Here is a 14,027-nt window from a genome sequence, read left to right on the forward strand (position 1 = left end):
CTGTAGATACGGCCTAAAGCTCTAGATCGTAGATCTGAGCAATTTCTTCTGACTGAATGCCCAAATACGCTAGCGTCTGCTGCTGCGTAGTATGCCCAAAGGCTTCCATTAGCAGCGGTACTGCCGTTCCTCGCTCCATCCGCTGCCAGTAGCCCCAGGTCTTGCGTAGGGTATGGCTGCCGTAGTTGCCCTTGAGGCCCACATGACGGCACCAGGTCTTGACCAGTGTGCTCACAGTTGGCACTGTCAACACCCCCCGCTGACTTCGAAACAAAAACTGCGCCTCATCAGGATTGCTCACTGCTAGCCATCCCTGAATGCTCTCGACCACTGGCCGATTGGCGGTTACCTGCCGGTATTTGTCTGTCTTTGACTGCTTTATCTCGAGCACATCCCCCACCTTAAGCGATCGCACCTGACCTACCCGAAGCGAGAGCATCTCATTAGCTCGAAACGCCGTATTAATGCCCAGCGTAAATAGGCACAAGTCCCGTGGCTGGTCTCGCAGCAGCTTCTTAATGCGCTTAATTGCCGCCAGATCGCGAATCGGCTCTACTCGAATGGTGGTGCCTGGGAGCGGGCGGTTTGGATTTTCGCCCCTTTTGAAGGCCATAAAGTGATGCCTGAAAACTCGTTAGATTGCCCCAGTATAAGCTCAATAACTTAGTGAGACAAAACTTCTGCTGCGTAAGCCTGATCAGAGGGAATTTGGTCATATCTGGGGAGGACTTACCCAATCTAGTGCGATCGCAGGTTCTGCTCTCTTCGTCAGTTAACTATTTCCTAAGTGTTTCTAGAGGTTGTTTAAATTAAGGTTTAGAAAACGTTGATTTTAGCTAGGGTTTACCTAGTAAGGTTCGATTTCCCAACATCGTCTGCCGGTCATTCTGCTTCCTCTCACCCCCGTCGAGTTATGCCTTCTGAAGAAACTGCTCGCTCGCAAGGTCATCCTGAAATTGCTTCTTTAGCTGTTGTGCAGGTGCAGGATCGCTCTGAGGCAATATCCGAGGAAGCCTTTTTCTTTGCGCGATCGCTCGATTTGCTGTCAGTCATCGGTCTAGATGGCTACTTCAAGCGGATCAACCCTATGTTTACCCAGACTCTGGGCTATTGCGAAGCAGAATTTCTAGCCAGTCCTTTTCTGGACTTTGTGCACCTAGACGATCACCCCGCCACCTTGGCAGAAATGGAGAAGCTGAACAGGGGAGCTCCCACGCTCGCTTTCGAGAATCGCTACAGAACAAAAGATGGCTGCTACCGATGGCTGGCCTGGACTGCATCCCCCCAGGTTGACCAGGGGATGATATACTGCGTCGCCCGCGACATAACCCAGCAAAAACAGACTGAAGCAGCCCTGAGAGAAAGCGAGGAACGCTGGCAGCTAGCCCTTCGGGGCAGTAACGACGGGATTTGGGATTGGAACGTGCAGACGGACGAAGTGTTTTTCTCAACCCGTTGGAAGACGATGTTGGGCTATAAGGCCCACGAAATTGACAATCATTTTGATGAATGGAAAAAGCGGGTACATCCTGATGATTTGATATCGGTAACGCAGTCAATTCAAAACCACTTTGCTCAAAAAACGCCGTTTTATATCAACGAGCATCGGGTGTTGTGCAAAGACGGTACCTATAAGTGGATTCTTGATCGCGGTCAGGCAATTTGGGATGAGGCTGGCAAGGTGCTGCGGATAGTCGGCTCCCATACCGATGTCACGGAACGGCGGGAACTAGAGGCGGCTCTACAGCGTGTTAACCAAGACCTAGAACAGCGCGTTGCCGAGCGAACTGCCCAGTTAGAACAGGCAAATGCGGCGCTGCAAGAGAGCCGGGAAATATTGCAACGGCAGCTGGCTGAAATTGAAACCCTCTACCAGTCTGCCCCAATCGGGCTGAATGTTCTCGATACCGATTTGCGCTTTGTCCGAATCAATCAGCGATTGGCAGAGATGAATGGAATTTCTGCCGAAACGCACATTGGACGCACTGTGCGAGAGTTGCTGCCAGAAATGGCTGACGCTGCTGAACACATCCTGCGACCCATTCTAGAAACCGGCGAGCCCCGGTTAAATGTTGAAATCGTTGGGGAAACGCCTGCTCACCCAGGCGTACAGCGAGTTTGGCTAGAGAGCTTTTTGCCCTTAAAAGATGGCGAGCGTGTCATTGGCATTAGCACCGTTTGTGAAGAGATTACTGAGCGCAAACGGGTAGAGGCTGCTCTGCGCCAATCGGAGGAACGCTATCGTACGCTGTTTGAGACGATGGAAGATGGCTTTTGCGTCATTGAAGTATTGTTTGATGAAAACACGACGCCAATTGACTATCGCTTCTTAGAAAGTAACCCTGCTTTTGAACGGCAAAGTGGGCTTTATCAAGCAGTGGGTAAAACGGCCCGTCAACTCGTGCCCACACTAGAAGAATTTTGGTTTGAAACGTATGGCAAAGTAGCTCTCACGGGTGAACCTGTTCGTTTTGAAAACGGCTCTGATGTCATGAATCGCTGGTTTGAGGTGTATGCATTTCCCATCGAGCAGCTAGAGAACCACAAAGTTGCTGTTCTGTTTAAAGATATTAGCGATCGCAAAGCAATTGAAACCCAGCGAGAAAAGTTGCTCCAACAAGAGCAGGCAGCGCGGGAAGCCGCAGAACGCGCCAACCGCATGAAAGACGAATTTTTGGCCGTTCTCTCCCACGAACTGCGAACGCCGCTCAACCCAATTTTGGGCTGGGCAAAGCTACTGCAATCCCCGCAGGTCAGCTCCATTAGGCTGCAGCAGGGGTTAACCACGATTGAGAGCAATGCCAAACAGCAGGTACAGCTGATCGACGATCTCTTAGATATCTCTCGCATTATTCGTGGCAAAATTACTTTAAACTTTGCTTCTGTTGCCTTATCAAGGCCAATCACAGAGGCTCTAGAAACCGTGCGGTTGGCAGCAGAAGCCAAAGCCATTGAGCTTGAAGTATTTCTAGAGCCATCGGTAGGCCAAGTCAGGGGAGATGCCAGCAGACTACAGCAGGTGATCTGGAATCTATTGTCGAATGCGATTAAATTTACGCCTGCAGGGGGTCGGGTAAGACTGCAGCTCACCCAGTGCGATCGCAACGTTCAAATTCAGGTGAGCGACACTGGCAAGGGCATTCAGCCCACATTTTTGCCCCACGTGTTTGAGTTGTTTCAGCAACAAGACAGTTCTACAACGCGTTCTTTTGGCGGATTAGGATTGGGACTAGCGATCGCTCGGCAAGTGGTTGAAGCGCACGGCGGCACCATTACCGCCGCGAGTGCCGGGGAAGGGCAGGGAGCAATCTTTACAGTGCAACTGCCGTCGATGCCTACCTTGAATGTCTACAAACCTGATTTCTTTAACCACCAGCCTCTGAATTTAGAGAATCTGCGAGTCATGGTAGTGGATGATGAAAGCGATTCTCTAGAGTTGCTCAAGGTGCTTTTGGAGCAGGAAGGCGCAGCTGTTACTGCGGTCTCTTCTGCGGCTAGAGCACTCCACACGTTGACTCAGGATCAATTTGACCTGCTAATCAGCGATATTGGGATGACAGAGATGGATGGTTATGCCTTGATTCGTCAGGTTCGCACTTTACCGGCTCAACACAATCGAAGCATTCCAGCGGTGGCTCTAACTGCCTACGCGGGTGAGACCAATCAGCAGCGCGCGCTTGAGGCCGGATTTCAGGTTCATTTAGCAAAGCCAGTCGAGCCCCAGCAGCTGATGGCTAGGATCGCAGCGTTGGTCAAGCCGTAAACTTTTGGCCTGACTCTCTAAGCACTAGGGCAAAAGCGATCGCAACATCGTTTCAATCCCTATTAAACGCCCCTTTATACGGCTAATTCTTCTGTTTTGACGGGTTCATCAGACTCTTCCATTGGGATTCGGCTGGAGATGATCTGATTGATTTCCAAAAGAATAAAATTTAGGCCAGAGCCCTTACTTATAAAAGCATCGGCTGATGGACAGATAGACTTTGCTGACTCCAGAATATCAGGTGTCAGGAAAGCAGACATCAGCACTAGCAGCGGGGGGACTTCAAGATTTTCCTTGATCTCGCAGATTAGTCCGGCCCCGTCTAAGTCTCTTCGATACCGCTTGGGAGGGATGCAAAAGTCAACCAGAGCTAGGTCAAACTGATGGGCAACCGGGATAAATTGAAAAGGATCCTGAAAGGTAGCTACTTCGAACCCTTGCTGCTCTAGACAGCAAGCAAGCGCAAAGCACCATGCCTCATTATCATCAACAATAGCGACCCGCCTCATCAGTCCAATGTCCTATCAACGCACAGAGCAAAGAAGTAAGAGCTGTACCCTGCTCTGTTATATTTTGTTGTGCAGCTGTAGAGGCCCCTCCTACGAAGGATATTTGAGAGGACTCTGCCTCCCTCTCAAAATCAAACTCAATTTAGGCTACTTCCTTTTCAGTCAGAGGCTGTGGTAGTCTGCTGAGTTAGCAAGTTCAGGCATCCCTACAGTAACGACGGAAAGCCTGAGTTTCATGATTTTCTAAAGCTTCCTGCTGCTGCTTAGTGAGGGAGATGGCTCCGTTTCCAGCCAATCAAATGGATTTCTGCTACTTCAAGGAAATCTCAACTCTTTTCTCATACTAAAGGTTGATGCCTACTAGCTGACTTTTCCACAACAGAAACGTTTGATTTAATTGTGCCTGCAGGGTAGTTAAATAGCTGCTCTGAATCCTGTATGATTTCACTGGCGCTAAAAGCACATACTATAAAGAAGCCTGCAAAATTCCTGTTTTTATAAAAGTTTGAATTCCCGGTCTTAATTATGAGTTATTTACTTCATGGTCAAGCGGTCACTCCAGGCATCTCCTACTGGAATTCAGCGGGCTAAACGAGCGTTTGCGCTGAAGGGGTGGACGCAGGAAAATTTAGCAAGCGAGGTGAATCTAAAGACCCGCCAGCCGATCTGGAGGTTTTTCACAGGGCAACCTGTAGACCGGCAGATTTTTTTAGCCCTTTGTTTGATCCTCGATTTAGAGTGGCGAGACATTTCGGAAAATCCGCCTGAAGACTTTCCGCAGCTCGGAGAGACGGCTAAGGCTGTTACTCAGGATCTCGATGAGCTGGTGCAGCAGGTGCGATCGCAATATTGCGACACCATTCAAAATCAGTGTGGAATCCTGCAGCTATTAGACATTAACCGCCCGGTTAACATTGATGATATTTATGTCGATGTCAATATCTTGGAGGAAATTGCTAGCCAGCAATGGTTTGAGATAGATGCCCTGCAAAGCTTAGAGCCTGTCGAGTTCGATCGTGTTGGTTTAGGGACGATCGAGCAGAAGCAAATACCGGGAATACAGGCAGTCGAAACCTACTCAAAACTCAGAGTTCTGGGCAAACCCGGTGTAGGAAAAACAACCTTCTTGCAGCATCTAGCAATCCAGTGCAACCGAGGCGAATTTGCCGCTCACCAAGTCCCCATCTTCATCACCCTCAGAGATTTTGCTGAAGAGTCTAGGGACAACGGCAAATTCAGCCTCTTGAGCTACATTCGCCAGACCTTCCTCACTGCCGGCATTTCCAACTCGTCTGCGCCTGAGACTTTACTCAAAACGGGCCGAGTCTTGCTGTTGTTAGACGGCATGGATGAACTGCTGAATCAGGACGTTACAGCCGTTCTGAGAGAAATTCGCAAGTTTTCAGAAAAGTATCACAAAAATCGGTTTGTAGCATCTTGTCGTACTGCTGCCCAAAAGCTGCAGCTTCGGGGCTTTACCGATGTCGAAATCGCCCCCTTTACCCAGGCTCAAATCACAACCTTCGCGCAAAAGTGGTTTGTGGCACTCACCAAAACAACAGATCAACTGGGACAAAATCAATCTACTCAGTTTATGCAAAAGTTGGACTTGCCAGAAAACTGGCAGTTTCGACAATTGGTGGTGACCCCTTTATTTCTGCACCTTGCTTGTTGGGTATTTTACGGGCGAGGAAAGTTGCCAGCCAAGCGCAGCGAATTTTATAAGCAAGGGCTAGATCTGCTTCTAGGCCAGTGGGACGAGGCGAAAGGAGTAGAACGCGATGACGTCTATCGAGGCTTCTTATTACCTCAGAAGTTGAGGCTGCTGAGCCAGCTAGCCGCCGTCACCTTCGAACAAGGGCAGTACTTTTTTGAGCAACGCACGATTGAGCAGTACATCGGGGACTATTTGCGGAATTTACCAGGCGTGTCCCTGGAACCTGAAGAATTGCAGCTCGAAAGCGAGGCCATGCTGAATGCCATTGAGGCTCAACACGGCTTGCTTACCGAACGGGCACGGGGCATATTTTCTTTTTCTTATTTGGCTTTTCAAGAATATTTCACGGCTCGAGAAATCGTTGCCAGCCACAATCTGCGAGCTTTAGAACAGGCTTTAGAAGGATTGGTTAGCCACATAACAGATCAGCACTGGCGCGAAGTCTTTCTATTAACAGCTGCAATGTTACGAAGCGCTGATTCACTGGTGCAGCTAATGAAGCAGCAAATTGATGCCCTAGTCGCTCAAGATCCCTATCTACAGGAATTCTTGATATGGGCAAGCCAAAAATCGCAAGCTGTTGTCTCCCCGCCTAAAATAGCCGCCTCGCGAGCGTTTTATCTTGCCCTTGCCCAGACTCCTCACACAATGGCCCACTTCGCCTTAGCTAGCACCCTCGATCAGGGGATGTTTTTAGATGCAGCCTTAGATAGCTTGCTGCTAGAGTGCGCCGCAAATCACAGCCAAGATTTTGCCCACGCGAATGCGTGTAGTGAGGCACTTAAAAATATTATGGTCATGGTCCTAGATGCTGGGTTCTACAAATCTCTGCAGCAGTTAAGGGAGCAGTTGCCATCGCCCGATCAAAACCAAGAACGGTTTCAGATTTGGTGGCAGACGCACTATTCTGCCTGGGTAGAACAACTGAAGAGCATAACCGCTAATTACCGAAATATTCATCATTCTTGGCAGTTTACTCCTGAGCAGCAGCAAGTGCTAAAGAACTATTACGACGCCAATCAACTTCTGATTGATTGCTTGAACAGCGATTGCGAAATTACAGCAGCAATTCGGCAAGAAATTGAGGCTACCTTGTTATTACCCCAAAAGGAACTCGAAGATCGGGAGTGGCAGGGAAATTGAGTAGATGTAGCCGTTGCTGTCGCTTCTCATAAGTATATAGAGATCAGCGACTGCTAGACCAGTGACCTATGCATAAATCTAAAGATAGGAGAAAAACTATTCTGCTTATTAAGCTGAAGTCAACCAAATTAATCATCATATCAAACAGTTGTTCGCCATTGTGTCAGTTAAAGCAAGTAGTTATAAACTAGAATAGAAACAGCGACAATGTCACATATTGCGAGGCAACCAATATGGATGTCGATGAGTTTCAATCAATAGGCAGATAGAAAAAAAGATTTTAGGCCGCATCTAGTTAGTGTAGAAATAACGAACGGCAGTGCGCATGATGACCGTTTGAAATCTGCTACCTATTCGACCCATAATAGGCAGTCTGCCCTGATTAATAGCAGCAAAATCAGGGGCACTGCTAGTTACCGCTCAATAGTTTCTAAAAATTTTGATTAAGGAAGAGGAAGTATTATGGCAAAGCAGCAAAAAGGCAACAGAGAGTCTAAAAAAACAAAAGCAGAATCTGACGGAAGCAAAAAGCAAAAGAAAGATCCTAAAAGATATGATGGGCCGCCAGCAGGGCCGTCTAGTGGTTCTAAATAGATTTTTCTGATGCGATTTAACTCTGTTTTTTCCTTGTAAGGGAATCTTACACTGTTGTTTTTAATCCCACCGCTTGTGCAATATGAGCAGGTGGGATGTTTCTACCACCTAGGCAGCAACTCCAGAAATAGAAAACCGCTGCTCACGCACTAAGCAGTAGTTCGTCAAATAAAGCTTTTATGGTTGAAGAAGTAAAATAGCTCATCCTTTTCGAAAATTCACACAATGTAAATAGTTGTTATACTAATATACATGGTGAATTTACACAACGAAACACATAAGTCCTGGCTCTGTTCTCGGCCAATGTCAGTTCTACTTCTACCTTCATTGGGCTATGGGAGACAGCTATGGATCAGCTAATCGAACTAACTATAAATCAGAAGTTTAATCTGAGGGTCTTTAAAGACCAAGTGCAGGGTATGTCTCGCGAACAAGCGCAAGAGTTTTTAATTGAGCAGTACAAGCTCATGATGATTCAGAACACAATGTATCAAGAGCTCCTAAAGCACGAATGGAACTGAATCTTGCTTCTCTCTAATTTAGAAAGCAGTTCTAGTGCCACAGGCTTAAATTAGTTCTACGGTGAGACAAAGAGGCAACCTTAGTTGGCTGCTCCTGAGCTGTAGCAAGCAGGGCAATAGGCACTGTCAAAAGGACGGGTGATTTAGCAGCTTGACACCTAAGTAGGCAGACTAAATCAAACGTTGCTGTTATTGCGTTCACTTCAATGACTTCAGCGAGTAAGGCGCAACAGTCCTTGTGTAGTAGCTGCTTTACAGAAGGTGTTATAGCTCTTGAGGCATGGCTTCACTGCGCTTGAATGTTCCGGCTACACGCTTTTCTCACAATGACTGCTTTGAGCCATCTACTCAGCTAAAGGTTCAATCGATCAAGAATCCAGCCATCAGCATTTAGTTTTACAGTGATCATCGATTTCTGTAACTTCAGGCGAATCGAAAACACACCCTATTATTCGTAGTTAACCTCATGCCAATTAAAGATAAACCAACTCCCTCACGCTTTCGGTTCCTCAATAACATTCTTCTAATAGGCGGGGTGTTATTGCTGATTGCCAGCTTTATTCTGCCTCTCGTATTAGGCCCTCAAATCCCTGGAGTGCCCTACAGCCTGTTTATTCACCAGGTACAAGAAGGGGATGTTGCCCGGGCGCAGATCAGTCAAAATCAGATTCAATTTCAGCTAAAGGCGGGCGATGAGGAAACTGGATCCGTATTCTCAACAACGCCTATCTTTGATTTGAACTTGCCCAGTTTACTCGAAGAGAAAGGCGTTGAATTTGCTGCCGCTCCTCCTCCTAAGAACGGCTGGGTGACCAGTCTATTGGGCTGGGTGATTCCTCCGCTGATCTTTGTGGGTATCTGGCAGTTCTTTATCCGTCGTGGCGCTGGCGGTGCTGGTCAGGGGATGCTCTCGATTGGTAAAAGCAAAGCCAAAGTATACGTCGAGGGCGAAACAGCCAAAACAACCTTTACTGATGTGGCAGGGGTTGAAGAAGCCAAAGCCGAGCTAGTTGAGATTGTGGACTTCCTCAAAACGCCAGGGCGCTATACCCAGATTGGGGCGCGAATTCCTAAGGGTGTGCTGCTGGTTGGCCCGCCGGGAACAGGTAAAACACTGCTGGCAAAAGCCGTCGCTGGAGAAGCTGGCGTACCTTTTTTCAGTATTTCGGGTTCTGAGTTTGTAGAAATGTTTGTCGGTGTGGGTTCTTCGCGGGTGCGGGATTTGTTTGAGCAAGCGAAGAAGCAAGCTCCCTGCATTGTATTTATCGATGAGTTAGATGCTATCGGCAAGTCGCGAAGCAGCAACGGCTTCTATGGCGGCAATGATGAGCGGGAACAAACGCTAAATCAGCTGTTGGCTGAGATGGATGGATTTTCGGTGGAAGCTGAAGCTGCGCCGGTGATTGTGCTAGCAGCCACCAACCGGCCTGAAGTCCTTGATCCTGCCCTGTTGCGTCCCGGTCGGTTTGACCGTCAGGTGCTAGTCGATCGTCCAGCATTATCAGGCCGAGAAGCCATTCTCCGCATCCACTCCCAGAAAGTGAAGCTGGGTGACGATGTGGATCTAAGAGCGATCGCAACTCGCACTCCCGGCTTTGCCGGAGCTGACCTAGCCAACTTGGTGAATGAAGCAGCCTTGCTAGCCGCCCGAAATCAGCGTCAAGCGGTGGCACAGACCGACTTTGCCGAGGCGATTGAACGGGTTGTGGCTGGACTCGAGAAGAAAAGCCGCGTCCTCAACGAGAAGGAAAAGAAAATCGTTGCCTATCACGAAGTCGGCCATGCACTGGTTGGCTCGCTGATGCCGGGGAGCGGTCGCGTTGAGAAAATCTCGATTGTTTCTCGTGGTATGGCAGCCCTAGGGTACACACTTCAACTGCCTACAGAAGATCGCTTCTTGATGGATGAAGCAGAATTGCGGGGACAAATCGCAACCCTGCTGGGCGGACGATCGGCAGAAGAGATTGTGTTTAACAGCATCACGACTGGCGCATCCAACGATTTGCAGCGGGCCACCGACCTGGCAGAGCAAATGGTGACGACCTTCGGCATGAGCAAAATTCTAGGGCCACTGGCATATCAGCAGGGCAACCGAGCTGCGTTTTTAGAAGATGGAAGGCCCAATCCTCGCCGCACAATGAGTGAAAAAACCTCAGAAGCGATCGATCGCGAGGTTAAAGACATTATTGAGACAGCTCATCAGCAGGCGTTAGATACTATCATGCGCAACCGTGATTTGTTAGAAACTATCACCCTGCAGCTTTTGGAAACCGAAGCGATCGAAGGTGAAAAGCTGCACCATTTGTTAAGCCAAGTCCAAGCGGTATCAGTCAGCTAAGATAGTGCTCAAGGCATCATGGGCTAGTATTGGTTACTAGCCCAAGTTAGGGAATCAAACCTAGTACATTAAGTCTTTTCAATACAACCATTTTTGGAGTTTTTATGTCTTCTTCTTTAGCAAAAGGTGTTCTCGTCACGATTATTGGAGAAGCTGTCTTACAGGATCGGTTAATACACCTTCTTACAAAGCTTGACGTGTCTGGCTACACGATTATTCCGGCGCAGGGCGCAGGAAGTCATGGCAGACGGATGGGTGATATGGCAGGGTACAACACCAATATTGAAATCAAGACTGTTGTCACGTCGGAAATATCTAGCCAGTTACTAGAAGAGTTGAAACCCCTTCAATCAACCTATGCTCTGATCGCCTTCCGCCAAACTGTAGACGGATTGTTTGATTAGGTTAGATATTGCGTTAATCTCAAAATTTTAATAAAGTCCAATAAAGAAGGTACAGGGTTGAGCTAGCTCAAAACTTGCACCTTCTTTTTAATTTATTGAGCGGTAGATTTTTGGTTTTGGTTAAATAGGAAGTGTATAACCTTTTTATCTGAACAAATTTGATTTTTATGTGTAAATCTCATCGCTCAAGCAACGAATCAAACCCGTTCTCAAACATCAGGCTGTCATACTAATTACTGTTGGTCAAGCATCGTTAAGATGACAACATCAACAACAACGCACACTAGGTAATACCCATGGCTGATATCGTTGATACTGCTGTTAATGCCGGTTCTTTTAGCACTTTGGTCGCCGCTGTAAAAGCCGCTGGCTTGGTTGATACTCTAAAAGGCGAAGGCCCATTTACAGTTTTTGCGCCTACTGATGAGGCATTTGCTAAGCTGCCTGCTGGCACGGTGGATGGACTCCTTAAGGACATTCCCATGCTCAAGAAAATCCTGACCTACCATGTCGTTTCTGGCAAGGTAATGGCGGCAGATGTCACAAAGCTGAAATCAGCTAAAACTGTCGAAGGTTCAGATGTAAGCATTGATGCGTCCGCAGGCGTTAAGGTGAACGATTCAACCGTTACCACCCCTGATGTAGCAGCTGACAATGGCGTTATCCATATCATTGATACTGTGTTAATGCCTGCATAACCTCCTCTTCCAAGAGTAGCCACTGCTATTCTTAGAACACTACTCCTCTGGAAACCAGTAACGGGCACGGCCCCGATGGTTTCAAGGAATTTAGTTAGTCCATCTCCTGTTTAGGGGGTGGACTATTCTTATTCAAGCTCGATGTGTGCCAAGACGGCTCCCTACAACTCTGAGGCGAGCTTCGTGGGTCAGGGTAATACTAATTCCAGAAAAAGTGCTGCAGATAGGGGGGTGGGAGAGTGGATGGGTGGATGAACAGCAGCTATTTGAAGAATTGGTGTAACCAGTGAAGATGTGTCTTATATGACTTCCTCAGGTTGGCCAGGACTGTATAGATGCAATTAAAGTTATTTAAAGGGCACTATTGACTGATGCTAATAATTAGCGGTAAAACGACTAGAGAGAGGGGAATAGCGACCGAAATTAAGCTGATAGCAAAGCCTGTATCTAGATGATTTTCTTGGGCAAATAGCAGAGTTAGCAGGCTAGGGGGCAATGCTGAACCTACCAGTACTGCTGCCCGCTCAACTCCATCAAGACCAAAGACCCCAGCCACTAGCCAACCCAATCCTAATCCACAGCCCATTTTGATTACTGCTAAGAGCAGGCAGAGGCCAAGAGCGGAAATATTGATTTGAAACTCTAGGCCTAGGAGGAGCAGCACCAGGAGCAAAAAACTGCCGCCTACGATGTCGAGCAGGTTCAGCAACATACCGCCGTTAAGCCCCAGAACGTTGAGACCTAGGCCCAAAATAATTGCCCAGAAGAAGGGAGTTTTGACCAGTTTAGAGACGAGCATCTGAGCTGTTATGTCAGCTTTACCGGACCAGGCCGACAGGCAATATACAACGGTTAGCAGGTAGATGGCGTGGGCTAAGTCGAACAGCACAATGCGGCTTAGGCCAACGTCGCCAAAGGCGATCAGCATCAAGGGATAGCCCAGAGCGCCTGCCTCAAGCGTTGGGAATGCGGTTACCAAAACCCCTGCAGTCGCTCTGCCTAACTTTAGCCCCCGCAGGCAGAGGGCTCCGATCAGGGTAAGGCCCAGCACGACGACTAGAGCTGAAAGGGGTAAATAGATTAGGTCAGGCGTGATTGAGGTAGTTGCTAAGGCCTTCAGAATGAGGGCAGGAAGTGCGAGATTGGTTAGCAGTTTCCCAATGGTCTTAGTATCCTCTGGTCGTAATACTCCGGCCCGCTTTAACCCATACCCGATGAGGCACACCAGGATCATGGGCAGTATTTGATGGAGCATCGTGTTTGGCAGGCTAGAGGGACACTCAACATCATGAACCCAAGGATCTGCTTTACCAGAACAAACTTGCGATCGCAGCTGTTTTTCTGCCGTCGCTGTTTTTAGTACCCTTAGCTAGGGGTTTCCTTGCTGCCGTTATGCGTTGCAACGCCAGGTTTTGACTCTGTGGTTCTGCTTCAGTTTGTTGGCTTGAGGCGCTTCACTCTCTGGCCTTTAATCCCTTTTAGCAATCGATCCCGGCGCGCCCATCAGCATCACCTTAATTTCAATAGTCTTGTGGATTGTGTAAAGTCGTTGGCAGTGGCAGCCTAGCCTACTTACCTGTTGGGTATCCTAAACAGTATGTAAAATCGCCACTTTCTGCAGCAGTTGACGATGGACGACAACAAAGCGCTTTTTGACTATTGGCATGAGCGAGTCCGGCTTAAAAACCTGGATTTGATTTCATCCGCCGGGCACATCCAGACTCAAAACTTGCGCCACAATTGCACTAACTACGACGATCTCCGTAGCAGTCGAGAAGTTCAGTGGTTGGAAGAACCCGAACGCAGTCGGATAATCGCCATCATTAAGTACGAATGCACTGCCCAGGTTCTCCAGCGCCGATCGGGCATTCTTAAAGACCGGGTCATTGAGCTGCAGGCAGCCACAGATGACGTCGAAAAGCAAAAATCCAGGCTTCTTGGCCTAATTCGCGCCCTACAGGAAAAGCTTTTTGGCAAAGACCGCGATATTGAACGGCTCCAGGCTCGAATTTCCATTCTAGAAGCCGAAAATGAAGCCCTACGAGCTGAGTCTGAAAACGACAAAGCCTATGCCGAATTGCTCCAAGCCTTTGAGCAGCTTAAGCAACAGTACGCAGTCATTGAAAAGCGTAAAAAAGAGCTCGCCAAAAATAACCAGAGCTTGGGCGGTCGTGTTGCCCACACCAATCGCTACAGGCGAGAGCGTGATGAAGCTAGAGTCGCTATCCAGGACTTGCGCCAGCAGCTTGCGATCGCAGTTCAACAAAACCAGCAACTCCAGCAAGAAAACGAAACGCTACGCTTAGACCTGGAGCAGCTACGTCAAAAAAACTAGCTCGG

At 48.2% G+C, this 14,027-nt stretch carries 10 protein-coding genes; 8 read left to right on the plus strand and 2 right to left on the minus strand.

Going from position 1 to position 14,027, the window contains the following annotated elements:
* Positions 1-13: 13 nt before the first annotated feature.
* Entirely contained in the window at positions 14-613 is a 600-nt protein-coding gene (locus H6G13_RS11755; RefSeq protein WP_190483408.1) for a tyrosine-type recombinase/integrase, read from the minus strand.
* A 300-nt stretch (positions 614-913) separates the two neighbouring features.
* On the opposite strand from H6G13_RS11755, the gene H6G13_RS11760 reads away from it, so the two are divergent.
* The 7 genes from H6G13_RS11760 to H6G13_RS11785 all read left to right on the plus strand — a co-directional run bounded on the left by H6G13_RS11760 (position 914) and on the right by H6G13_RS11785 (position 11,687).
* Positions 914-3,763 (plus strand): PAS domain S-box protein, encoded by a 2,850-nt coding sequence (locus tag H6G13_RS11760; RefSeq protein ID WP_190483409.1) that lies wholly within the window; start codon positions 914-916, stop codon positions 3,761-3,763.
* 1,050 nt (positions 3,764-4,813) lie between these two features.
* On the plus strand, positions 4,814-7,132 hold the full coding sequence (locus tag H6G13_RS11765; RefSeq protein ID WP_190483410.1) for an NACHT domain-containing NTPase: 2,319 nt from the start codon (positions 4,814-4,816) through the stop codon (positions 7,130-7,132).
* A gap of 462 nt (positions 7,133-7,594) precedes the next feature.
* Positions 7,595-7,726 (plus strand): hypothetical protein, encoded by a 132-nt coding sequence (locus H6G13_RS29125; RefSeq protein ID WP_277882507.1) that lies wholly within the window; start codon positions 7,595-7,597, stop codon positions 7,724-7,726.
* 347 nt (positions 7,727-8,073) lie between these two features.
* The gene (locus tag H6G13_RS29130; RefSeq protein WP_190483411.1) at positions 8,074-8,247 is read left to right on the plus strand and encodes an NblA/ycf18 family protein; all 174 of its coding nucleotides are present in this window, start codon (positions 8,074-8,076) and stop codon (positions 8,245-8,247) included.
* A gap of 466 nt (positions 8,248-8,713) precedes the next feature.
* Complete coding sequence (gene ftsH, locus H6G13_RS11775; protein ID WP_190483412.1) at positions 8,714-10,585, plus strand: ATP-dependent zinc metalloprotease FtsH; 1,872 nt, start codon at positions 8,714-8,716, stop codon at positions 10,583-10,585.
* 104 nt (positions 10,586-10,689) lie between these two features.
* The gene (locus H6G13_RS11780; protein ID WP_190483413.1) at positions 10,690-10,989 is read left to right on the plus strand and encodes a hypothetical protein; all 300 of its coding nucleotides are present in this window, start codon (positions 10,690-10,692) and stop codon (positions 10,987-10,989) included.
* Positions 10,990-11,285: 296 nt separating this feature from the next.
* Entirely contained in the window at positions 11,286-11,687 is a 402-nt protein-coding gene (locus H6G13_RS11785) for a fasciclin domain-containing protein (protein ID WP_190483414.1), read from the plus strand.
* 361 nt (positions 11,688-12,048) lie between these two features.
* Here the strand turns inward: H6G13_RS11785 and H6G13_RS11790 are convergent, their stop codons facing one another.
* On the minus strand, positions 12,049-12,942 hold the full coding sequence (locus tag H6G13_RS11790) for an AEC family transporter (RefSeq protein ID WP_190483415.1): 894 nt from the start codon (positions 12,940-12,942) through the stop codon (positions 12,049-12,051).
* Between the two features lie 375 nt (positions 12,943-13,317).
* Between H6G13_RS11790 and H6G13_RS11795 the strand changes: the two genes are divergently transcribed.
* Positions 13,318-14,022, plus strand: a complete 705-nt coding sequence (locus tag H6G13_RS11795; protein ID WP_190483416.1) for a hypothetical protein — start codon at positions 13,318-13,320, stop codon at positions 14,020-14,022.
* Positions 14,023-14,027: the final 5 nt, after the last annotated feature.

Origin of the sequence: Pseudanabaena sp. FACHB-2040 (genome assembly GCF_014696715.1) — a bacterium.
Lineage (GTDB): Bacteria > Cyanobacteriota > Cyanobacteriia > Phormidesmidales > Phormidesmidaceae > JACVSF01.